We start from the raw sequence: 23,346 nt of genomic DNA, 5'->3' as shown, positions 1-23,346 counted from the left end.
TCGCGATCGGTCTGAAAAATTACCTGATCAACCTGCGAACGGCAGATCGAAGGCCTTCAGCAGAGCCTTTGCTTCGGCATCGGTCTTTGCAGTGGTCACGAAGATGATGTCCATACCGCGAACGGCATCGATCTTGTCATATTCGATTTCCGGGAAAACAATCTGTTCCTTGATGCCCATGGCGAAGTTGCCACGACCATCAAAGCCCTTGTTTGCCGGAAGACCACGGAAATCACGAATGCGAGGCATTGCGATCGTCACGAGACGGTCGAGGAACTCATACATACGCTGACGACGCAGAGTAACCTTACAACCGATCGGAAGACCTTCACGGATCTTAAAGCCAGCAATAGCCTTGCGTGCCAGCGTCTTAACCGGCTTTTGACCGGAGATCGCTGCCATTTCAGCAACTGCTGCATCCAACTTCTTCTGGTCGCCAGCTGCTTCACCGACGCCCATGTTCAGCACGATCTTCTCGAGCTTAGGAACCTGCATCGGGTTTGCGTAGCCGAACTGCTCGAGAAGCTGCTTACGAAGAATTTCTTCGTAGCGCTGCTGCATACGCGGCAAAGCGGTGTTGTTATCGCTCATTTTTGCGTTCCTCAGCCTTCGATCACTTCGCCGGTTGCCTTGGCAACACGCACTTTGCGACCGTCTTCAAGAACCCGAAAGCCAACGCGTGTGGGCTTACCGCTCTTGGGATCAACCAGCTTCAGGTTTGACAGATGGATCGGCATTTCCTGCTCGATGATACCACCTTCTCCACCTGCCCGGTTGGGCTTCGTGTGACGCTTAGCGATAGCTACGCCGCGAACGACAGCTTTCTCAGCCTTCGGCATCACTGAAAGGACTTCGCCACGAACGCCCCGGGACTTGCCGGAAAGAACGAGGACCTGATCGCCTTTTTTAATACGTGCAGCCATTACAGCACCTCCGGCGCCAGGGAGATAATCTTCATGAACTTGCGAGCACGCAGTTCACGAACGACCGGGCCAAAGATACGCGTGCCAATCGGCTCCTGCTGCTTGTTAATCAGTACAGCAGCATTCTTGTCAAAACGGATCGCAGATCCGTCTGCACGACGTACCGGATAAGATGTACGAACGATAACGGCCTGATGGACGTCACCCTTCTTCACCTTACCGCGGGGAATGGCTTCCTTAACGGATACGACAATGATGTCGCCGACCGAGGCAGTCTTCCGCTTGGAGCCGCCCAGCACCTTGATGCACTGCACCCGACGCGCACCGGAATTATCGGCGACGTCAAGGTTGGTCTCGGGATGAATCATGTGCCTACCCCCTTATGCGCTGACGGAAGAGGAAGCCGAAGCCATGTCCTCTCCGTTGCGTGCGACGACAGACCAAGTCTTGCGCTTGGAAATCGGTGCACATTCTTCAATGCGAACCAGATCGCCAATTTGGCAGACATTGGCTTCATCATGAGCCGCATACTTTTTGGAGCGGCGGATGAATTTCTTATAGAGCGGGTGCATGATACGACGATCAACAAGAACGGTAACCGTCTTGTCCATCTTGTCGCTCGTTACTCGCCCTGTCAGGACGCGCCTTGGCATCGTCCGTCTCCTCTCAGGACTTTGCGGCGGACGTTTGGGCGCCCGCACGGTTCTTCGATTGATGAGCCAGTGTCTTGATGCGCGCGACAGCACGACGCACGACCTTAACACGGCTTGTGTTTTCCGACTGCCCGGTGGCAGCCGCAAAACGGTGATTGATCTGTTCGCGCTTCAGATCGATGAGCAGAGCGTTCAGCTCGTCCTCGCTCTTCGCGCGCAGATCTGCAGGCTTGTACGTGTCGGCCATCTTACGCGTCTCCGATACGCTGAACGAACTTGGTCTTGATCGGAAGCTTTGCAGCTCCCAGGCTCAGTGCCAAGCGAGCGACTTCCGGCGGAACGCCTTCGATCTCAAACAGGATGCGACCTGGCTTGACACGAGCTGCCCAGTACTCTGGGGAACCCTTGCCCGAGCCCATACGCACTTCTGCAGGCTTTGTCGAGACCGGAAGGTCAGGAAAAATACGAATCCAGACGCGACCGGCACGCTTCATCGCACGAGTAATAGCACGACGGGACGCTTCGATCTGACGGGCCGTGATCCGCTCTGGCTCAAGAGCCTTCAGACCATATGCACCGAAGTTCAGCTGCGTTCCGCTTTTCGCAAGACCGTGGATACGGCCTTTGTGAGCTTTACGAAACTTTGTCCGCTTTGGGGAAAGCATGTTGTTAAATCCTCAATCAGCACCAGCAATGGAACTGTAGGCTTTCGCCTACAATTCAACGTTGCGGAGCCTGCTCCGCGGCACGACGGTCTTGTGCCAGGGGGTCATGAGCCAGGATCTCACCCTTGAAGATCCAGACCTTCACACCGCAGGTTCCATAAGTCGTCTTGGCCGTCGCCGTGCCATAGTCGATATCAGCGCGGAGCGTATGCAACGGCACACGTCCCTCACGATACTTCTCGTCACGTGCGATTTCGGCACCACCCAGACGTCCGCTGCAAGTAATACGGATGCCCTGGGCGCCCAGACGCATTGCAGACTGGATTGCGCGCTTCATGGCGCGGCGGAAAGCAACGCGACGCTCAAGCTGCTGAGCAATGTTTTCAGCAACCAGAGTTGCGTCGATTTCCGGCTTACGGATCTCAACGATGTTAAGCGCCACGTCGGTCTTCGCCATACGGCTCAATTCCTTACGCAGTGCATCGATGTCCTGACCCTTCTTACCAATCACGACACCCGGACGGGCAGCGTAGATCGTTACGCGGGGCTTCTTTGCCGGACGCTCGATAACAACACGAGAGACGCCAGCACCAGACAGCTTGCGACGCAGGAATGCACGCAGCTTAAGGTCTTCATGAAGAAGACGTGCATAGTCTGCACCTGCGTACCAGCGGCTATCCCAGGTACGGTTAACACCGAGCCGAAGCCCGATTGGATTGACCTTATGTCCCATGGATCAAGCTGCCTTCTGCTCTTCGCTGGTTTCCGACGCTTCTGCAGCTTCGGCCACAACAATCTTCAGGTGGCTGAAGAACTTTTCAACGCGAGCCGAGCGACCACGGCCACGAGCGTGAAAACGCTTCATGACAATGGACTTGCCGACTTCAGCCGTCTTCACAACCAGACGATCAACGTCCAGCTGATGATTGTTCTCAGCGTTGGCCACGGCGCTCTCAAGAGTCTTCTTAACCTGCTGCGCGATACGACGACGCGAGAAGGTCAGAGCGGCAATAGCCTTGTCAGCTGGCTGGTTACGGATCATTGCCGCAACCAGGTTCAGCTTACGCGGGCTAACACGGATGTTACGCGTAATTGCTTGCGCTTCCGTATCAGCAAGCGTGCGGATGTGCTTCGGCTTGCTCATTTTCAGCCCCGCTTCGACTTCTTGTCAGAGCCATGACCGGTGTAGGTCCGTGTCGGTGAGAATTCACCAAACTTGTGACCGACCATGTTCTCCGTGACCTGCACAGGCAGGAACTTGTGACCATTATAGACGCCGAACGTAAGCCCGACGAACTGCGGCAGAATCGTGGAACGACGTGACCAGATCTTGATCACTTCGTTACGACCAGAAGCACGAGCTGCTTCTGCTTTGCCGAACAGATACCCGTCAACGAACGGGCCCTTCCAGACGGAACGTGCCATCTCTGTTTGCCCCCTCTTACTTGCCGGACTTACGGCGACGGATGATCAAGCTATCCGTCTTTTTGTTAACACGCGTCTTGTAACCCTTCGTCGGAACGCCCCACGGCGTAACCGGATGACGGCCACCCGAGGTACGACCTTCACCACCACCATGTGGGTGATCGACCGGGTTCATGACAACGCCACGGTTGTGCGGACGACGTCCGAGCCAACGGGAACGTCCAGCTTTACCCATGTGCTGGTTCATGTTGTCTGGGTTAGAGACAGCACCAACCGTTGCCATGCATTCGCCGCGAACAAGACGTAGTTCACCAGACTGAAGCTTGATCTGGGCGTAGCCCGCGTCTTTACCGACGAGCTGAGCATACGTTCCAGCGGAACGTGCCATCTTGCCGCCAGCACCTGGCTTCAGTTCAATATTGTGAACAATCGTACCAACCGGCATAGCACCGAGAGACATCGCATTGCCCGGCTTCACGTCCGTATGGGCGCCAGAGATGACGCGATCGCCAACCTTGATGCGCTGCGGAGCCAGAATGTAAGCAAGCTCGCCGTCATCGTACTTGATGAGTGCGATAAACGCCGTACGATTTGGATCGTACTCAAGGCGTTCAATTGTTGCACCCACATCGAACTTACGACGCTTGAAATCGACGTAACGATAGGACTGCTTGTGCCCGCCGCCACGGAACCGAACTGTCGTACGGCCGTGGTTATTACGACCGCCAGACTTGTTCTTACCTTCCGTCAGCTGCTTGACCGGCTTGCCCTTCCAGAGCTCGCTACGATCAATCAGCACGGTGCCGCGTGTGCTCGGCGTCGTGGGATTAAAGTGCTTTAGTGCCATGGTTATTACCCCGCGTCAGCCCAGCTTCGCTGTAAGGTCAATGGACTGACCTTCTGCAAGCTGTACATACGCCTTCTTGATGTCAGAGCGGCGACCAGGACGACCCTTGACGCGCTTCGTCTTACCCTTCTGGACCAGCGTGTTCACGCCAGAAACCTTAACGTTGAAGAGCTTCTCGACAGCGGCCTTGATCTGCGGCTTGGTTGCAGTCGTGGAGACCTTGAAAACAACCTGATTACGCTCCGAAAGAAGCGTAGCCTTTTCCGTGATCAGCGGCGAACGGACCACATCGTAAAGAGCTTCCTGAGACATGTTCTCAGCTGTCTTACGTGCGTTCATGACGATAGAGATGGTCATGCCAGACGCTCCTTAAGACCCTCAAGACCCGCACGGGTAATAACCAGTACATCGTGGTTGAGGATGTCATAGACGTTCGCGCCGATGGTCGGCAGGACGTCAATCTTCGGCAGGTTCGCAACCGCACGAGCAAACTGCTCATCAACCGCACCATCCACGATCAACGCGGAGGACCAGCCGAGAACCTTGAGCTTAGCAGCAGCTTCACGGGTCTTGCTCACGCCATTGGCGGTATCGAGCACAACCAGCTTGCCAGCAGCAGCCTTCTGCGACAGCGCAGAAATCAGGCCGAGACGACGAACCTTCTTTGGCAGATCGTATCCGTGGTCACGGACAACCGGACCATGAACAACGCCACCCGTACGGAACTGCGGCGCACGCAGCGAGCCCTGACGTGCAGAACCGGTGCCCTTCTGGCGGAACGGCTTCTTCGTCGTGCCAGAAACTTCACCCATGCCTTTGGTGCGATGCGTGCCAGCGCGGCGCTTAGCCAGCTGCCAGTGAACAACTCGCGCCATGATGTCGGCACGCGGAGAAACCGCGAAAATCTCTTCTGGAAGCGCGACTGAGCCAGCGCTGCCATTATCGAGGGTCTTGATATCGTATTCCATGCCCCTCGTCCTCAACCGGCGGCCGCTACGACTGCAGCCGGGTACGGCGCATCGGCGTGGCGAGCCTTCTTGATTGCATCGCGAATCAGCACAAGGCTATTCTTCGCACCAGGAATCGCACCCCTGACCATGATCAGGTTACGCTCTTCATCCACGGCTGCCACTTCCAGGTTCAGCGTTGTAACACGCTCGTCACCCATATGACCTGCCATCTTCTTGCCCTTGAAGACCTTGCCAGGATCCTGGCGCTGGCCCGTAGAACCATGAGAACGGTGGCTAATGGAAACGCCGTGAGAGGCTTCAAGGCCAGCGAAGTTATGACGCTTCATAACACCCGCAAAACCTTTACCCTTACTCTGGCCCGTGACATCAACTTTCTGCCCAACCACGAAATGGTTAGCGGAGAGCTTTGCGCCGGCCTCAAGCAGAGCATCTTCCGCAACGCGGAACTCTACGAGGTGCTTCTTCGGCTCAACCTTGGTACGGGCAAAGTGGCCACGATTTGCCTTGGTGACATTCTTCACCTTGGCATTACCAAGACCGAGCTGAACGGCTGTATAGCCATCACGCTCATTCGTGCGGGTATCTACAACCTGAACTTCGTCAAGGTGCAGGACCGTCACAGGCACATGAGTGCCGTCTTCTTTAAACAGCCGGGTCATCCCCAGCTTTTTTGCAATCAATCCGGTACGCATCGTCTGGACCTTAGAGTTTGATCTCGACATCAACGCCAGCGGCGAGGTCGAGCTTCATGAGGGCGTCCACGGTCTGCGGTGTCGGCTCGACAATGTCGAGCAGCCGGCGGTGAGTCCGAATTTCGAACTGCTCGCGGCTTTTCTTATCCACGTGTGGCGAACGGTTCACCGTGAAACGTTCGATATGCGTCGGCAGCGGGATCGGACCCCGAACCCGCGCACCCGTACGCTTCGCCGTGTTTACGATCTCTTTGGTGCTGTTGTCCAGCACTCGATGATCGTACGCCTTAAGGCGAATGCGGATGTTCTGGTTGTCCATAGTCTTAATTCGTCCAACTCAAAAATTCGGGTCTCGTCCTACTGCCATTGCATCTGAAAGGGAACCCCGGCCAGAAATAAATCTGGCCGGGGCTTCCATATCAACGGCGAAACGCAGGACTTAGGCGCTGATTGAAGAAACCACGCCTGCACCCACGGTGCGGCCACCTTCGCGAATTGCGAAGCGGAGGCCTTCGTCCATGGCGATCGGAGCAATCAGCTCGACATCCATGGCTACGTTATCACCCGGCATGACCATTTCCGTGCCTTCTGGCAGCGTCACGACGCCAGTGACGTCGGTCGTACGGAAATAGAACTGCGGGCGGTAGTTCGTGAAGAACGGCGTATGACGGCCACCTTCTTCCTTCGTGAGGATGTAAGCCTCAGCCTTGAACGTCTTATGCGGCGTAATGGAACCTGGCTTTGCAAGAACCTGACCACGCTCAACGTCTTCACGCTTCGTGCCACGAACCAGTGCACCGATGTTGTCACCGGCTTCACCGCGATCGAGCAGCTTGCGGAACATCTCAACACCGGTAACGGTTGTCTTGATGGTGTCCTTCAGGCCGATGATTTCAACTTCATCGCCAACGTTCACAACGCCACGCTCGACACGGCCGGTAACAACCGTACCACGACCAGAGATCGAGAACACGTCTTCGATCGGCATCAGGAACGGACGATCGACCGGACGCTCAGGCTGCGGAATGTAGGTGTCTACAGCTTCCATCAGCTCAAGAACGCGATCTTCACCGATGGTGGCATCACCATCTTCAAGAGTCACAAGAGCAGAACCCTTGACGATGGGGATATCGTCGCCTGGGAACTGGTAGGAAGACAGAAGCTCACGAACTTCCATTTCCACGAGCTCGAGCAGCTCTTCGTCATCAACCTGATCGACCTTGTTCAGGAACACGACCAGAGCAGGAACACCGACCTGACGGGCAAGCAGGATGTGCTCACGCGTCTGTGGCATCGGGCCGTCAGCAGCGGACACAACCAGGATTGCGCCATCCATCTGAGCGGCACCGGTGATCATGTTCTTGACGTAGTCAGCATGGCCAGGGCAATCGACGTGAGCGTAGTGACGGTTCTTCGTCTCATACTCAACGTGAGCCGTGGAGATGGTGATACCACGAGCGCGCTCTTCAGGAGCCTTGTCGATCTGGTCATATGCACTGAACGTTGCGCCACCGGTCTTTGCCAGCACCTTGGTGATTGCAGCAGTCAGCGAGGTCTTGCCGTGATCGACGTGACCGATCGTACCAATGTTGCAGTGCGGCTTGTTCCGCTCGAATTTAGCCTTTGCCATCGTCTTTCTCCAAAACCCTGCCTTCCACGAGGCAGAGATAAGACTGAAAGTTCATCCAGTCAGTACCTGTTAGATTCCCAGATACTGCCGGAAGCCCTTTAGCGGGTTCTGATTACCAGCGATAGTGACTGAATGCCTTGTTGGCTTCAGCCATACGGTGGGTGTCTTCGCGCTTCTTTACAGCAGCGCCACGATTGTTAACCGCGTCCATCAGTTCGTTGGACAAGCGCTCCTGCATCGTGTTCTCACCGCGCTTGCGGGAGGCATCGATCAACCACCGGATCGCCAGAGCCTGACGGCGCTCAGTGCGCACTTCGACAGGCACCTGATAGGTAGCACCACCGACACGACGTGAACGGACTTCAACAGCCGGCTTCACGTTGTCCAGAGCCGAGTGGAACATAGCCACCGGGTCAGCAGTTGCACCACCACGGTGACGCAGAACCTCGAGAGCACCGTAAACGATGCCTTCGGCGGTGGATTTCTTTCCATCGTACATCAGCGCATTCATGAAGCGCGTAATGACGATGTCTCCGAATTTTGGATCGGGAAGGATCTCACGCTTTACAGCGCGGTGACGGCGACTCATTCCAAATACCTCTTACTTCGGACGCTTCGCGCCATACAGCGAACGACGCTGACGACGCTTAGCGATGCCCTGCGTGTCAAGCACGCCTCGCAGGATGTGATAACGCACACCAGGAAGATCCTTCACTCGCCCACCACGGATAAGAACAACACTGTGTTCCTGAAGGTTATGACCTTCACCCGGAATGTAGCTTACGACCTCGTACCCGTTGGTCAGACGCACCTTGGCGACCTTACGCAGAGCGGAGTTCGGCTTCTTTGGCGTTACCGTGTACACGCGCGTGCATACGCCACGCTTCTGGGGGCATCCCTGTAGTGCAGGGACCTTATTCCGCTTTGCGGCCGGCTCACGGCCGTTCGCGATCAACTGGTTGATGGTCGGCATGCGCCCTTCCCAATCCTTGTCCTATTCCGGACAGAAAGCACCAGACTTTCTGCCATGACATTTTATTCAAATCGACATGCGGCTGAACCGCCTGCCTATCCCACATTTGGAAAGAGAAACAGCAAAAGCCATTTCCCTCCTTTTGTAGCGTGCGGCCTTGGCATCCCCCGAATCCGGGGTAGCGGCACCACATGCGATTCTTTGTCTTCGACGGCTTTTTTTCGCCTAATTAGACGGGAGTAGCCGAGGGCGCGGAACCTACGAAGGGTTCCGCGTTGAGTCAAGTGTTTCGGCTAAAATTGCGGCGATTCTAAAGAGAGAGTTTTTAGAATCGCCGCAATTTCCCCCCTGCTCTTCTTCTAAAAGAGGAACAGAGAGGTTTCTCATTATTCTGCCGCGTCTTTCACTTCAGCCGCTGAACGGCCAACGCGATGACGATCCTGGCTGGCAGCAATGCCGCGCAGACGGTTCATAACGCTACCCGTACCGGCCGGGATCAGACGACCCACAATCACGTTCTCCTTGAGACCGTTCAGTGTGTCGACCTTACCAGACGTCGCAGCGTCCGTAAGTACGCGCGTCGTCTCTTGGAAGGATGCGGCCGAGATAAAGGACTGCGTCTGCAGGGAAGCCTTCGTAATGCCCTGTAGCACCGGCATAGCCACTGCTGGGGTATCACCATTTTCCTGAAGACGCTGGTTCTCGATCTCGTACTCAATCCGATCCACGGTCTCGCCGATCAGATAGGTAGAATCCCCTGGCTCCAGAATTTCAACCTTCTGCAGCATCTGACGAACAATGACCTCGATGTGCTTGTCATTGATCTTCACGCCCTGCAGTCGATAAACGTCCTGAATTTCGTTGACCAGATAATCCGAGAGCGCCTCGACACCCATAACTTTCAGGATGTCATGCGGCACACGCGGACCATCGACCAGCGGATCACCCTTCTGAACAAAGTCACCTTCCTGAACGGAAACGTGCTTGCCCTTCGGGATAAGATACTGCGTCTCTTCGCTGGTCTCGTCGTTTTTCACGATCACGCAACGCTTCGACTTGTAATCCTTCCCGAACTCAATACGGCCATCGCCTTCGGCAATGATCGCATGATCTTTCGGACGGCGGGCTTCGAACAGTTCGGCAACACGCGGCAGACCACCGGTAATGTCACGGGTCTTGGAACCTTCACGCGGAATACGCGCCAGCACGTCACCAGCATGAACTTCGGCACCATTCTCAATCGACAGAATACTGTCTGGTGAGAGGAAGTAGCGAGCATCATTGCCATTGGCGAGCTTGACCACATTGCCCGCAGCATCCTTGAGCTGCAGACGTGGACGAAGATCAACGCCCTTGGAAGCCTGCTTGTAGTCAACCACAACCTTGGAGCTAAGGCCGGTGACCTCATCCATACGTTCGACAAGCGTGATGCTGTCGATCAGGTCAAGGTATTCAACCGTACCAGCCTGCTCGGTGATGATTGGAAGGGTGTATGGGTCCCACTCGGCCATCTTCTGACCACGTGCGACTGCCTCACCCTCGCCCACCATCAAGCGTGCACCGTATGGAACACGGTAACGAGCACGCTCGACACCGTTCTCATCGGTCAGCAGGATTTCGCAGTTACGCGACATCACCACCAGAACCTTCTGAGAATTCTCAACGACGTTGCGGTTCTTGATCGTCACACGCCCATCACGGGAGGCTTCGACCATCGACTGCTCAGCACCACGCGTTGCTGCACCACCAATATGGAAGGTACGCATCGTCAGCTGTGTACCAGGCTCACCGATGGACTGAGCGGCAATAACGCCAACAGCTTCACCGATGTTCACCGGCGTACCACGAGCCAGATCACGGCCATAGCAATGCGCACAGATACCAACGCGGCTATCGCATGTCAGAACCGAGCGGATCTCCATGCTCTCGACGCCGGCCTTCTCGATGAGCTCTGCTTCGGGCTCCTCGATCAGGGTGTTGCGCGGAAGCAGAACTTCATGCGTCACCGGATGCAGCACATCCTTGGACGTCGTACGTCCCAGAATACGCTCAGACAGCGAAGCGACGACTTCACCACTATCCATAACCGCACGAACCGTCAGGCCGCGTTCGGTACCGCAATCCGGCTCAACGATGATGCAATCCTGGGCAACGTCAACGAGACGACGCGTCAGATAACCCGAGTTTGCAGTCTTCAGAGCCGTATCCGCGAGCCCCTTACGAGCACCATGGCTGGACGTGAAGTAGTCGAGAACCGACAGGCCTTCTTTGAAGTTCGCGATAATCGGCTGTTCGATAATTTCGCCCGAAGGCTTCACCATCAGACCGCGCATACCAGCGAGCTGCTTCATCTGGGCTGGCGACCCACGAGCACCGGAGTGGCTCATCATCCAGACAGAATTGGTCGGCTTACCGATAACCTGCTTGGAGATTTCCTTCAGCATGGCTGCCTGGACTTCGTCCGTGCAACGTGACCATGCGTCAACCACCTTGTTATAGCGCTCGCCAGCGGTGATCAGACCATCCTGATACTGCTGTTCGAATTCCTTGACCTCTTCCGACGTCTTGGCAACCAGCGGCGCCTTCTCCGCCGGGATGATCATGTCATCCTTACCGAAGGAGATGCCGGCACGGGCAGCATGACGGAAGCCAAGACCCATCAGACGGTCACAGAAAATCACTGCTTCCTTCTGACCACAGTGACGGTAGACCGTGTCAATCACGTCAGACACGTTCTTCTTCGTCAGCTGCTTATTGATCAGGCTGAACGGAATCGCTGGGTGCTTCGGCAGGATTTGCGCAATAAGCGCGCGCCCTGGCGTCGTCACAATCATCTGGCGGATCGGCTTACCGTTCTCATCAACGGTCGGCAGACGCAGACGAATCTTGTCGTGCAGTTGCAGAGTACCCGACAGCATTGCGCTCTCGATTTCTGCAACATCCGAGTAAGCCGGCGGCGCGGCCTTAACGACCTTGTCGCCTTCAATGACAGCTTCGTCTGGCGTTGCGCGATACTCAGGAACTTCAAGGCTCAGGTAATAAAGACCCAGAACAATATCCTGAGACGGCACGATAATCGGCTTACCGTTAGCCGGGCTGAGGATGTTGTTTGTGGACATCATCAGCACGCGAGCTTCCAGCTGCGCCTCGAGCGACAACGGAACGTGCACGGCCATCTGATCGCCGTCAAAGTCAGCATTGAACGCGGTGCAGACCAGAGGGTGAAGCTGGATAGCCTTCCCTTCGATCAGCGTTGGCTCAAATGCCTGAATACCAAGACGGTGAAGCGTCGGCGCACGGTTCAGCATCACAGGATGCTCGCGGATAACCTCTTCGAGGATATCCCAAACTTCCGGACGCTCTTTCTCCACCATGCGCTTTGCAGCTTTAATGGTGGTAGCGTGACCGTATTTCTCAAGCTTCGAGTAGATGAACGGCTTGAAAAGCTCGAGCGCCATCTTCTTCGGAAGACCACACTGGTGCAGCTTCAGCTCCGGGCCAACCACGATGACCGAACGGCCAGAGTAGTCAACGCGCTTACCAAGAAGGTTCTGACGGAAACGGCCCTGCTTGCCCTTGAGCATGTCGGACAGAGACTTCAGCGGACGCTTGTTGGCACCCGTGATGGCACGTCCACGACGACCGTTATCGAACAGCGCATCGACAGATTCCTGAAGCATACGCTTTTCGTTGCGAACAATAATGTCCGGCGCACGAAGTTCGATCAGACGCTTCAGACGGTTATTACGGTTGATAACGCGACGATACAGATCATTCAAATCGGACGTGGCAAAACGACCGCCATCCAGCGGGACCAGCGGACGCAGTTCCGGTGGGATCACCGGAATAATGTCCATGATCATCCAGTCCGGACGTGAACCACTCTCAACGAATGCCTCAACGAGCTTCAGGCGCTTGACCAGCTTCTTACGGGCAGCCTCGGACGTTGCCTTGCGCAGCTTCTTGCGCATCATCGTCTTTTCGGAATCGCCTTCCATGACTTCAGCGTCATAGTCAAACGGATCCGCCAAGCCCTTTGCCTTAGCGGCAAGACTCAGTTCACGCTCCTGAGCGTTGGGAATACCCCAGTCATACGTGGAAAGTGCACGCTTGATGGCTTCAGCGCCGATACCGACGTCGATGCCTGCATCCGGATATTCATCCAGAAGATCTTCACAACGTACTTCGTCCAGAAGGTACTGGTCGCGCTTCTTGCCGTTCTTGTAAGACTCGATCTGATCGGAGTCACAGACTCCCTTGTCGAGCACTAGGAACTTTTCGAAGTACAGAACTGGCTCAACATCCTTGAGAGCCATATCCATCATCGTAGCAATACGGCTAGGAAGCGACTTCAGGAACCAGATATGTGCAACAGGTGAAGCGAGCTCGATATGGCCCATACGCTCACGGCGAACCTTCGCCAGCGTAACTTCAACACCGCATTTTTCACAGACGATGCCGCGGAACTTCATCCGCTTGTATTTTCCGCACAGGCATTCGTAGTCCTTGATCGGACCAAAAATACGCGCACAGAAAAGGCCGTCACGCTCAGGCTTGAACGTCCGGTAATTAATGGTCTCCGGCTTTTTGATTTCACCGTAAGACCAGGAACGGATCTGCTCGCTGGAAGCAAGCTGGATCTTGATCTGATCGAAGGCTACCGACTGGCCAGCCTGACCCAGGATCTTCATGAGTTCGTTCATGCGCCGAAACCCCAATGCGCGCCGCAGCGTCCTGCGGGCGCGTCAAAATTGAACCGTAAAGCGAGCAGCAGAGACGCCAATTAAGCGGCGCCCTGCTCAAGTTCGACATTCAGACCGAGCGACTTCAGTTCCTTGATCAGAACGTTGAAGCTCTCAGGAATACCGGCCTCGAAGTCATCCTGCTCACGCACGATCGCCTCATAAACCTTGGTACGGCCGGACACGTCATCCGACTTCACCGTCAGCATTTCCTGCAGCGTATATGCTGCGCCATACGCCTCAAGTGCCCACACTTCCATCTCACCAAAGCGCTGACCACCAAACTGCGCCTTACCACCCAGCGGCTGCTGCGTAACAAGCGAGTAAGGACCGATCGAACGTGCATGGATCTTGTCGTCGACAAGGTGATGCAGCTTCAGCATGTAGATGTAGCCAACTGTCGTCTTACGCTCGAACAGCTCGCCTGTACGACCATCGATCAGCTGGGACTGGCCAGACTTATCAACGCCAGCCTTCTCCAGCATGTTTTCGATATCAGGGATGGAAGCCCCATCGAAAACAGGCGTAGCAATTGGCAGGCCCTTGCGGAGGTTATTGGCCAGCTCAACAAGCTGCTCGTTAGGAAGCGTTGCCACATCTGTCTCGAACACTTCGTCGCCATAGACATCGCGCAGGCGATCAAGCAGTTCCTGCTTACGCTCGCCAGACCGCTGATACTCGTCGACCATTTCCCCGATGCTTGCGCCAATATTGGCACATGCCCAACCCAGATGGGTTTCAAGGATCTGACCGATGTTCATACGAGACGGCACACCCAGCGGGTTCAGAACGATATCAACCGCCTGACCGTTCTCCAGGAATGGCATGTCCTCGACTGGCACAACGCGGGAGACAACACCCTTGTTACCATGACGACCGGCCATCTTATCACCAGGCTGAAGCTTACGCTTCACAGCGACAAAGACCTTGACCATCTTCATCACGCCAGGCGGCAGTTCATCACCACGCTGAAGCTTCTCGACCTTGTTCTCAAAGCGAGAGTTAATGAGGCGAACAGCTTCGTCGAACTCTGAACGCAGGGTCTCAAGCTCGGCGGTGACTTCGTCAGAAGCAACCGTGACGTTCCGCCATGCAGCGCGAGGATGCTCATCAAGCACCTCTACTGTGATCGGCGTTCCTGCACGGATTCCCTTGAAGCCTGCTCCTGCCACTTCACCAACCAGACGCTCGCGCAGACGGTTGTGGAAGCTACGCTCCTGAATGGAACGCTCGTCATCACGGTCCTTCGTTAGACGTTCGATTTCAGCGCGTTCGATGGCCATGGCGCGTTCGTCCTTGTCCACGCCCCGGCGCGAGAAGACACGAACATCAACGATCGTTCCGGTCGTTCCGGGTGGAAGCTTCAGAGACGTGTCACGAACGTCAGAAGCCTTTTCACCAAAGATGGCACGCAGAAGCTTCTCTTCTGGCGTCATCGGGCTTTCGCCCTTTGGTGTCACCTTACCAACAAGAATGTCGCCCGGATTAACCTCTGCACCGACATAAACAATGCCAGCCTCGTCAAGGTTACGAAGAGCTTCTTCGCCGACATTAGGAATGTCGCGCGTAATTTCTTCCTGACCCAGCTTCGTATCACGAGCCATGACTTCGAATTCCTCGATATGAATCGAGGTGAACACGTCATCACGAGCAATACGCTCAGAAATCAGGATGGAGTCTTCGAAGTTGTAACCGTTCCAAGGCATGAACGCGACGAGCACGTTACGACCCAGAGCCAGTTCACCCAGCTCCGTGGACGGACCATCAGCAATGATGTCGCCAGCATGAACCGTATCACCAACTTTCACCAGCGGGCGCTGGTTGATACAGGTCGACTGGTTCGAACGCATGTACTTGCGAAGGCGATAAATATCGACGCCCTGAGTTGCACCGGCATCGTCGGTCGCGCGGACAACGATACGGGCACCATCGATCTGGTCGATAATACCGTCACGCTTGGCAACGATTGTCGCGCCAGAGTCACGTGCAACGGCTGCTTCCATACCCGTACCAACCAGTGGGGCATCAGCCTTCACCAGCGGAACGGCCTGACGCTGCATGTTCGCACCCATCAGGGCGCGGTTCGCGTCATCGTTCTCAAGGAACGGAATGAGAGCCGCAGCAACAGACACAAGCTGCTTCGGTGATACGTCGCAAGCCGTAACCTGCTCAGGCGGAACAACTCGGAAGTCACCAGACTTACGAACCGAGACCAGTTCGTCCGTCAGATGGCCATCGGCGCTCTGCTTCGCATCGGCCTGGGCAACAACAAGCTTCTCTTCTTCCATGGCGGAAAGATATTTCCAGCCATCCTGAAGAATGCCGTCCTTCACAAGGCGATACGGTGTCTCAATGAAGCCGTACTTGTTAACCTTGGCATAGGTCGAAAGCGAGTTGATCAGACCAATGTTCGGGCCTTCAGGCGTCTCAATTGGGCAGATACGACCGTAATGCGTCGGATGGACGTCACGAACTTCGAAGCCTGCGCGCTCACGGGTCAGACCGCCCGGGCCAAGCGCCGAGAGACGACGCTTGTGCGTCACTTCGGAAAGCGGGTTTGTCTGATCCATGAACTGGCTCAGCTGCGACGACCCGAAGAACTCACGTACGGCCGCAGCCGCAGGCTTGGCGTTAATCAGATCATGCGGCATGACCGTATCGATATCGACGGAGCCCATGCGTTCGCGGATGGCACGCTCCATACGAAGCAAGCCAACGCGATACTGGTTTTCCATCAGCTCGCCGACAGAGCGAACGCGACGGTTACCAAGGTTATCGATATCGTCGATCTGGCCACGACCATCCTTCAGATCGCACATGATCTTGATGGTACGCAGGATATCTTCCTTGCGCAGAACGCGCAGGGTGTCCGGAGCGTCTACATCAAGACGCATGTTCATCTTGACACGACCAACAGACGAAAGGTCGTAGCGATCCTGGTCAAAGAACAGACCGCGGAACATCGCTTCAGCGGTTTCCTTGGTCGGCGGCTCGCCCGGACGCATGATACGATAGATATCGATCAGTGCTTCGTCACGGCTCGTGTTCTTATCAACTGAGAGCGTGTTGCGGATCCAAGGACCGTGCGAACCATCGATGGAAAGCGTTGGAAGCTCTGTAATTCCCAGCTCTTCAAGTGCTGCCAGACGGTCTTCCGTCAGCTCTTCACCAGCTTCACCGTAGATCTCGCCAGTGTTCTCATTGATGAGATCATGGGCAAGATAGCAGCCAAGAACGTCAAGACGGCCGACCTGAACTACACGGGTCTTTTCAGCAATCTTGCGAACCATGCGCGCTGTCAGCTTGGCATCGGCTTCAGCAACGACTTCACCGGTATCAGCGTCAACCAACGGGCTCAGCAGCTTCTGGCCGCGGAACGCATCAGGCTCGAACGGACGTGCCCAGCCATCACCCATGCGGGTAAAGGTGACCATGTCGTAGAAGTAGGACAGGATTTCATCCTGATCCATACCCCGGATGTCTAGACCTTCGACATCGCCGCCTTCTGCAATCTTCTCTTCGCGCTGGGCGATATAGTTCGCGCCCTCAAGAGCATAAAGCAGCGTCGTAACTGGAAGCTTACGCTTGCGATCGATGCGGACGTAAATCAGGTCCTTTGCATCGAATTCGAAGTCCAGCCACGAACCACGATACGGAATCACACGGGCAGCAAAAAGATACTTGCCCGAAGAATGCGTCTTGCCCTTATCATGATCGAAGAAGACGCCCGGGCTACGATGCATCTGAGAAACGATGACACGCTCGGTACCATTGATAATAAAGGTGCCGTTATTGGTCATGAGCGGCATGTCGCCCATGTAAACCGGCTGTTCCTTCAGATCATGAATGGAGCGTGAACCTGTGTCTTCATCGATATCCCATGTCGTAAGACGGAGGATAACCTTCAGCGGAGCTGCAAATGTCAGACCGCGCTGAATGCACTCTTCAACGTCATACTTCGGCTCTTCGAACTCGTAAGACACGAAGTCCAGACGACCGCGACCAGCAAAGTCATTGATTGGAAAAACCGAACGGAAGACTTCCTGCAGACCGGAGCTCTGACGACTGTCAGGACTCACGTTCATTTGCAGGAACGCTTCGTAGGACGCGCGCTGCACATCGATCAGATTGGGCATCGGCGCAATTTCGGGAATGCGCCCGAAGCTTTTGCGGATCCTCTTGCGTCCCGTGAACGATTTGGTGATCGCGTTCATCTATCTTGCCCTCTGCACCAGACCTTCGAGTCGCCCGGGATTTCATTGTCAGACGAACGTCTGACACGACACGGACGACCGGAACGACCGGCTTTCAGTAATTTCAATACGTAGCGAGCCGCGTATTATACTCTTATTTCCACCAACGGCAAATCGGGCGGGAACCGCATGCGATCCCCGCCCTATCCGTCTGCTTTCGCAGAGGCCGCCTCCTCAGAGAGGAAACGACCCGATCAAGTTGATTACTTGATTTCGACCTTGGCGCCGTTGTCTTCCAGGGTCTTCTTGATCTTCTCGGCTTCGTCCTTGGACACGCCTTCCTTGACGGTCTTCGGTGCGCCTTCAACCAGATCCTTAGCTTCCTTCAGACCCAGGCCCGTGATGCCACGGATTTCCTTAATCACGTTGATCTTCTTGTCGCCAGCAGCGGCCAGAACAACGGTAAATTCGGTCTGCTCTTCAGCAGGAGCTGCAGCAGCAGCCGGGCCAGCAGCAACAGCTACTGGAGCAGCAGCGGAAACGCCCCACTTCTCTTCGAGAAGCTTGGAAAGCTCAGCAGCTTCGAGAACGGTAAGAGCGGATAGCTCTTCAACAATCTTTGCCAGATCGGCCATGGTCTTATCCTACGTGATGCACTGTTTGATTGGGTTCAAATCTACGCCGCAGCGTTGATTTTACTCTTAGGCGGCTTCGCCGGTCTTGGCATAGGCGCCGAAGACGCGAGCAAGCTGGCCTGCCGGAGCCTGAACAACACCTGCGATACGCGTAGCGGGGGTCTGAATCATACCCACCAGCTTCGCACGCAGTTCATCCAGAGACGGCAGCTCGGCAAGTGTCTTGATTCCAGCGACGTCAAGCGTCTGGGAACCAAGAGAGCCACCGAGCACTACAAGCTTGTCATTCGTCTTGGCGAACTCGACGATCACCTTTGCAACTGCAACCGGGTCTTCAGACCAAGCCAGGGCCGTTGGCCCCTTGAGCAGCGGCGCGATGCCGTCGAATTGGGTCCCATCCAGAGCGCGGCTGGCCAGCCGGTTCTTCGCAACCTTATATGTCGCACCTGCCGCACGAATGCGTCGACGCAGCTCCGTCACATCAGCAACCGTCAGACCCTTGTTCTGGGTGACGACAACCATGGACGTGCTGTTGAACACATCGGCGAGGAACTCGACAAAGGCCCGCTTTTCCGTACGGTCCAAAACCTGTCTCCTCGTCAGTCCGGAACGATCCGGACCAAGTTACCCATGGGATACCTCCGTTTCCGGAAAATATCCCGCTCGCCTGTCCACAGAAGTGAGCGAACCCAGTGCATCTTGGCAAAGCCACTGAAACACTGGCGCCCCGCCTGACGCTCGCCGCCCCATGAGAGGAGCATTTAAAGCACCAGAGGCGCTACGTGCGGTCTTGGACAGGTTTGGAAGCAATTCGCGAGCGAATTACCCCTACGCCACCATGCCGAAACATGGCGTCATTCCTTGTTGAGGGCTTTCTACAGAAAGCCCTCAATTCAATCAAGCCTCGAAGGAGGATACGTCAACGCGGACGCCCGGACCCATCGTGGAAGACAGCGCTGCCTTCTTCATGTAGGTACCCTTGGCGCCAGACGGACGAGCCTTCTGAACGGCATCGACCAGAGCCTTGATGTTCTCGACCAGCTTGGCTTCATCGAAAGAAGCCTTACCAACGCCAGCATGGATGATACCGGCTTTTTCAGCGCGATACTCAACCTGACCGGACTTGGCAGCCGTGATCGCACCCTTGACGTCCATCGTTACCGTGCCGAGACGCGGGTTCGGCATCAGGCCACGCGGACCAAGAACCTTACCGAGACGACCAACGAGAGCCATCATGTCAGGCGTTGCAATGCAGCGGTCGAAAGCGATTTCGCCAGCCTGGATCTTTTCAGCCAGGTCTTCTGCACCAACAACTTCTGCACCAGCTGCCAGAGCTTCTTCAGCCTTGGCACCACGTGCGAACACGCCAACGCGAAGTGTCTTGCCCGTGCCGTTCGGCAGGGAGATCAGACCACGAACCATCTGATCAGCATGACGCGGGTCAATGCCAAGGTTCAGGGAGATTTCGATGGTCTCATCGAACTTTGCCTTGGCGTTGCTCTTCACCAGAGCAACAGCCTCGGAAAGGGCATATGGCTTGTTGCGCTCGACAGTTGCCTGCGCAGCATTCAGACGCTTGTTCTTGGCCATGATATCAGCCCTCCACCACGTTCAGGCCCATCGACTTCGCGGAGCCTGCGAGCATACGCACAGCGCCATCGAGATCGTTGGCGTTCATGTCCTTGAACTTCGTTTCAGCAATCTCGCGAAGCTGAGACGTCGTCACGGAACCAACAGCCGCAGCCTTACCAACCGTCTGGCTGCCCTTAGAAATCTTGGCGGCCTTGAGAAGGAAGTACGTGTTCGGCGGGGTCTTCGTGATGAAGGAGAACGTACGGTCTGCATACGCGGTGATGACCACCGGGATCGGCATACCTGGTTCAAGCTGCTGCGTCTTCGCGTTGAACTCTTTGCAGAACTGCATGATGTTCAGGCCGCGCTGACCCAGTGCCGGACCTACCGGCGGAGACGGGTTGGCTTTACCAGCCGGGATCTGAAGCTTGATGTAGCCAACAACTTTTTTGGCCATATCCGGGACTCCCCTGTTTGTCGTTCCCGAACCGCGGTGACAACGGAGTCGGACACAGCCGCCCCCTCCCGCGTTCGAAGTGAGGCGGTCCCCTAGACTGGTTTAGCCTAGTGCGTCAACCCTCCGCCGACATTTTTCGTCCCTTTGTCGCCGCTCAGATCGTTGTCAGCTGCAGACTCATGGGCATCAATTCCCGCCACAGGTGCCGGCTTGTGCAATCCTTCATACTGGAACGCACCAAACGGATCGATCTGCTTCACGCCTGGAAGCTCACTGGCATCCCATCCGCCGCCCAGAGAGCGCACAAGACGGACTGTCGCCTGTATCTGTGAAGTCTGCGTCTGAACCAGCCCCAGCCGCGCCTGAAGCGCATCCTGCTGCGCTACGAGAGCATCCAGGTAATTCGACAATCCACCGGTGTAGAGCGCCATGGTCATGCTCTGCGTCCGCAGTGCGGCCTCAACAGCTTTCTGCTGCTGGTCCTGAGCAATTTTGTATTGCCCGCTCTGGGTCAGACCGTTTTCCACGTCCTGAAACGCAGACAGGACAACGCCGCGATAGTCATCAACCGAAGCCCGATATTGAGACCAGGCCCGCTGCAAGGCCGCACGCCTTAATCCACCCGTAAATGCTGGCTCCACAGCTTGAACTGCAATTTTCCAGAATGCCCGGGAGACACTGGCAAGATCAAACCCGCCATCCTCAAAGCCCCCATCCGCGCTCAACGTAATATGCGGATAGAACGCTGCGCGTGATATGCCTATTGCCCGGGAGGCTGCGGCCATATGTCGTTCAGCTGATGCAATATCCGGACGCCGCTCCAGCAGGGACGACGGGAAGCCCGGATTTACCTTCACGACACCAAACCGCATTTTCACGTCGCGAACTGGCGCAATATGAAAACCCGCAGGCGCTGTATTCAGCAGCACGGCGATCGCATTTTCCATCACTCTGCGATCTGCAACCAGAGTGCTCTGAGCGGCCATGGCTGAAAACAGCTGATTCTGGGCACGCGAAACGTCAAGTCCAGCACCAATGGCACCAGCCTGACGCAACTCCGTAATTTCTACTGCGGCCTTAAAGTAATGGATTGAGTCTTCATAAACCGCATTCTGTGCATCAAGCCCTCGTAACGCGATATAATCGCTGGCGAGCTCCGCCTCCAGACTAAGCTTGGCTGAGGCGTATTCTGCGGCCGTTGCCTGAGCGAGATTTTTCTCCATCCGTGTTGAGTTACGGATGGAGTCCCAGAAATCCGGCTCCCAGGTTGCAGCACCGCTATAAGCCTGATTTGACTCATACACGAGCGATGAACTGGTTCTCGGGTTGTTATACAACCGCCCAACCGAGCCCTTGTTATAGCTCATATGGGCCGCACCGGTGAGCTGCGGATAGAGCTTGCTCTCCGCCTCGCGCGCAACGTCCCGGGCTTGGGTAAAGGCTTCCGCGGCGGCTTGCAGGTCCGGATTGACCTGCAGCATCCGCGTTTCCATCTCGTTCAGGATCGGGTCCTTGAACATCGTCCACCAGTCACTACGGAGCGCATCATCCGCAGGACGAGCGTTGCCCATGACCCCCTTCCCTTCCCAGCCTTCCGGATAAAGGAATTTCTGGGGATGGTATTCTGGCGCCAAATTGCAGGACGCCAGACCGATGGACAGGACACCAGCCAAAGCCGTCGCCACATGACGGCGAGGCCTGGAGAAATATCCGCGCTTGCGATCAGTCAATCTCATCAACGGGATCCAGCCTCATCCGGATTGGCATCATGCGAACGCACAGATTTCTGGTCCTCTTCCTGCTGAGCCTTGGTCGGAATGTTATAGCCCGGTGTCGTTGGCACAACACGAACCTCATCCCCTTCCAGCAGATCAGCGGTCGGGTTGGCAATAAGCTGGTCATCCTTCGTCACACCACTCAGGATCTGCACAGTCGTCCCGAAGTTAATACCAACCGTGACGCTGATCAGATGGACATGTCCGTTGATAACTTTGGCAACCTGCATTCCCTGGGCTCGGAAAATGATAGCGCCCTCAGGAAGAATCAAAATATCAGGATTGCCGGGAGCAGCGATATGGGCCGTCGCATAGGAATTCGGCCAGAGAAGATTGTCCTCATTTCCGATCGTCAGTTCTGTCGTCACCGTTCGCGTAGACGCATTGAACGCATTTGCCGTTGCCAGGAACGTGGCGCGGAAGCGGCGCCCTGGATACTGCGGAACAGACAGATCAGCCGTAATTTTAGGCGAAATAACGCTCGCAAAATCCTGTGGAACAGAGACGAAAACGCGCATCCGATGAACATCTGCCACCGAAAACAGCTCTGAGGCTGTTCCGCGCGAACTCACGTTTCCACCCCCTGCATTTACATAGTCACCGACGTTCACCAAACGTGACGTCACGATTCCATCGAATGGAGCGACTATTTTCTTAAAGTCTTCCAGCGCCTGAAAACGCTCGACTTCATGCTCGGCAGCTTCCAGCTCAGCTTTCTGTGCCGCTGCATTTGCAGCCTGCACGTCCACTTCCTGCCGGGAAACAGCCTGTGTCCCCTTCAGAGCGGTCCAGCGCTGAGTCGTGATAACGGCTAGATTATAGCGAGCCAGTTTGACGTTATATTGCGCCTTGGCCGCCTGGAACTGGGCATCAATGCTTGGCGTATTGATTTCAGCCAGAACATCGCCACGCTTCACATGCGCACCGTAGTCCTTGTACCACATTTTCACGTAGCCGGAGACCTGCGCATAAATCGGCGCTTCATACCAGGCTGCCAGATTGGCAGGCAGATCCACCTGACGCGTTTTCGGCCCAGGCTGCGGAGAAATCAGCGTTACCGGCGGAATGGCCGCTTCTTCAGTCACACCGCTGAGCGAATGATAGTGCACGCCTCTTTCAACGATACCCCAGGCAGCCAGCACAATGGCAACCACCACGACACCAAGAAGAATCAGTCTGTTCCGCACGGGTGA

Annotated in this window: 25 protein-coding genes; all 25 read right to left on the bottom strand. The window is 55.7% G+C overall.

Annotated elements, in window-relative coordinates:
* Nucleotides 1–27 precede the first annotated feature (27 nt).
* The 25 genes from rplE to HK24_RS00850 all read right to left on the bottom strand — a co-directional run bounded on the left by rplE (nt 28) and on the right by HK24_RS00850 (nt 23,340).
* The gene (gene rplE, locus HK24_RS00970; RefSeq protein ID WP_046901184.1) at nt 28–591 is read right to left on the bottom strand and encodes a 50S ribosomal protein L5; all 564 of its coding nucleotides are present in this window, start codon (nt 589–591) and stop codon (nt 28–30) included.
* A gap of 11 nt (nt 592–602) precedes the next feature.
* Nucleotides 603–923, bottom strand: a complete 321-nt coding sequence (gene rplX, locus HK24_RS00965; protein ID WP_046901183.1) for a 50S ribosomal protein L24 — start codon at nt 921–923, stop codon at nt 603–605.
* Entirely contained in the window at nt 923–1,291 is a 369-nt protein-coding gene (rplN, locus tag HK24_RS00960) for a 50S ribosomal protein L14 (RefSeq protein ID WP_007282731.1), read from the bottom strand. Before rplN ends, rplX begins: the two co-directional genes overlap by 1 nt.
* Before the next feature lie 12 nt (nt 1,292–1,303).
* Nucleotides 1,304–1,576: a 30S ribosomal protein S17 gene (gene rpsQ / locus HK24_RS00955; RefSeq protein WP_010502113.1), complete on the bottom strand. Its 273-nt coding sequence runs from the start codon at nt 1,574–1,576 to the stop codon at nt 1,304–1,306.
* Nucleotides 1,577–1,589: 13 nt separating this feature from the next.
* A complete protein-coding gene (gene rpmC / locus HK24_RS00950; RefSeq protein WP_010502114.1) occupies nt 1,590–1,823 on the bottom strand; it encodes a 50S ribosomal protein L29 in 234 nt (77 codons plus the stop codon).
* Nucleotide 1,824: 1 nt separating this feature from the next.
* Complete coding sequence (gene rplP, locus HK24_RS00945; RefSeq protein ID WP_007282728.1) at nt 1,825–2,241, bottom strand: 50S ribosomal protein L16; 417 nt, start codon at nt 2,239–2,241, stop codon at nt 1,825–1,827.
* A 55-nt stretch (nt 2,242–2,296) separates the two neighbouring features.
* Nucleotides 2,297–2,974, bottom strand: coding sequence for a 30S ribosomal protein S3 (gene rpsC, locus HK24_RS00940; protein ID WP_046901182.1), 678 nt, complete (start codon nt 2,972–2,974; stop codon nt 2,297–2,299).
* A gap of 3 nt (nt 2,975–2,977) precedes the next feature.
* On the bottom strand, nt 2,978–3,385 hold the full coding sequence (gene rplV, locus HK24_RS00935) for a 50S ribosomal protein L22 (protein WP_046901181.1): 408 nt from the start codon (nt 3,383–3,385) through the stop codon (nt 2,978–2,980).
* Nucleotides 3,386–3,387: 2 nt separating this feature from the next.
* On the bottom strand, nt 3,388–3,666 hold the full coding sequence (rpsS, locus tag HK24_RS00930; protein WP_007282725.1) for a 30S ribosomal protein S19: 279 nt from the start codon (nt 3,664–3,666) through the stop codon (nt 3,388–3,390).
* 16 nt (nt 3,667–3,682) lie between these two features.
* Complete coding sequence (rplB, locus tag HK24_RS00925) at nt 3,683–4,513, bottom strand: 50S ribosomal protein L2 (RefSeq protein WP_046901180.1); 831 nt, start codon at nt 4,511–4,513, stop codon at nt 3,683–3,685.
* Nucleotides 4,514–4,528: 15 nt separating this feature from the next.
* Nucleotides 4,529–4,825 carry a 50S ribosomal protein L23 gene (locus tag HK24_RS00920; RefSeq protein ID WP_174694852.1) on the bottom strand — a complete coding sequence of 99 codons (297 nt, stop codon included), beginning with the start codon at nt 4,823–4,825 and terminating at the stop codon, nt 4,529–4,531.
* Between the two features lie 41 nt (nt 4,826–4,866).
* Nucleotides 4,867–5,481, bottom strand: coding sequence for a 50S ribosomal protein L4 (gene rplD, locus HK24_RS00915; RefSeq protein WP_046901178.1), 615 nt, complete (start codon nt 5,479–5,481; stop codon nt 4,867–4,869).
* Between the two features lie 11 nt (nt 5,482–5,492).
* On the bottom strand, nt 5,493–6,176 hold the full coding sequence (rplC, locus tag HK24_RS00910) for a 50S ribosomal protein L3 (RefSeq protein WP_046901177.1): 684 nt from the start codon (nt 6,174–6,176) through the stop codon (nt 5,493–5,495).
* Nucleotides 6,177–6,186: 10 nt separating this feature from the next.
* Nucleotides 6,187–6,495, bottom strand: coding sequence for a 30S ribosomal protein S10 (gene rpsJ, locus HK24_RS00905; protein WP_007282720.1), 309 nt, complete (start codon nt 6,493–6,495; stop codon nt 6,187–6,189).
* A gap of 120 nt (nt 6,496–6,615) precedes the next feature.
* On the bottom strand, nt 6,616–7,806 hold the full coding sequence (gene tuf, locus HK24_RS00900) for an elongation factor Tu (protein ID WP_086632949.1): 1,191 nt from the start codon (nt 7,804–7,806) through the stop codon (nt 6,616–6,618).
* A 112-nt stretch (nt 7,807–7,918) separates the two neighbouring features.
* Complete coding sequence (gene rpsG, locus HK24_RS00895) at nt 7,919–8,395, bottom strand: 30S ribosomal protein S7 (protein WP_046901175.1); 477 nt, start codon at nt 8,393–8,395, stop codon at nt 7,919–7,921.
* 12 nt (nt 8,396–8,407) lie between these two features.
* On the bottom strand, nt 8,408–8,779 hold the full coding sequence (gene rpsL, locus HK24_RS00890) for a 30S ribosomal protein S12 (RefSeq protein WP_010502158.1): 372 nt from the start codon (nt 8,777–8,779) through the stop codon (nt 8,408–8,410).
* A gap of 386 nt (nt 8,780–9,165) precedes the next feature.
* Nucleotides 9,166–13,482 (bottom strand): DNA-directed RNA polymerase subunit beta', encoded by a 4,317-nt coding sequence (gene rpoC, locus HK24_RS00885; RefSeq protein WP_086632948.1) that lies wholly within the window; start codon nt 13,480–13,482, stop codon nt 9,166–9,168.
* 80 nt (nt 13,483–13,562) lie between these two features.
* Nucleotides 13,563–17,735 carry a DNA-directed RNA polymerase subunit beta gene (rpoB, locus tag HK24_RS00880; protein ID WP_086632947.1) on the bottom strand — a complete coding sequence of 1,391 codons (4,173 nt, stop codon included), beginning with the start codon at nt 17,733–17,735 and terminating at the stop codon, nt 13,563–13,565.
* Nucleotides 17,736–17,977: 242 nt separating this feature from the next.
* A complete protein-coding gene (gene rplL / locus HK24_RS00875; protein ID WP_064275059.1) occupies nt 17,978–18,349 on the bottom strand; it encodes a 50S ribosomal protein L7/L12 in 372 nt (123 codons plus the stop codon).
* Between the two features lie 66 nt (nt 18,350–18,415).
* The gene (gene rplJ, locus HK24_RS00870) at nt 18,416–18,934 is read right to left on the bottom strand and encodes a 50S ribosomal protein L10 (protein ID WP_046901171.1); all 519 of its coding nucleotides are present in this window, start codon (nt 18,932–18,934) and stop codon (nt 18,416–18,418) included.
* A 312-nt stretch (nt 18,935–19,246) separates the two neighbouring features.
* Nucleotides 19,247–19,939, bottom strand: coding sequence for a 50S ribosomal protein L1 (rplA, locus tag HK24_RS00865; RefSeq protein ID WP_046901170.1), 693 nt, complete (start codon nt 19,937–19,939; stop codon nt 19,247–19,249).
* 4 nt (nt 19,940–19,943) lie between these two features.
* Nucleotides 19,944–20,378 carry a 50S ribosomal protein L11 gene (rplK, locus tag HK24_RS00860; RefSeq protein WP_046901169.1) on the bottom strand — a complete coding sequence of 145 codons (435 nt, stop codon included), beginning with the start codon at nt 20,376–20,378 and terminating at the stop codon, nt 19,944–19,946.
* Nucleotides 20,379–20,485: 107 nt separating this feature from the next.
* Nucleotides 20,486–22,114, bottom strand: a complete 1,629-nt coding sequence (locus HK24_RS00855) for an efflux transporter outer membrane subunit (protein ID WP_198942029.1) — start codon at nt 22,112–22,114, stop codon at nt 20,486–20,488.
* Nucleotides 22,114–23,340 carry an efflux RND transporter periplasmic adaptor subunit gene (locus HK24_RS00850; RefSeq protein ID WP_086632946.1) on the bottom strand — a complete coding sequence of 409 codons (1,227 nt, stop codon included), beginning with the start codon at nt 23,338–23,340 and terminating at the stop codon, nt 22,114–22,116. The genes HK24_RS00855 and HK24_RS00850 overlap by 1 nt, the downstream gene beginning before the upstream one ends.
* Nucleotides 23,341–23,346 lie beyond the last annotated feature (6 nt).

It is taken from the genome of Gluconobacter sp. DsW_058 (assembly GCF_002153615.1).
GTDB lineage: Bacteria > Pseudomonadota > Alphaproteobacteria > Acetobacterales > Acetobacteraceae > Gluconobacter > Gluconobacter cerinus.
This window is presented reverse-complemented; position numbering and strand designations above follow the sequence as displayed.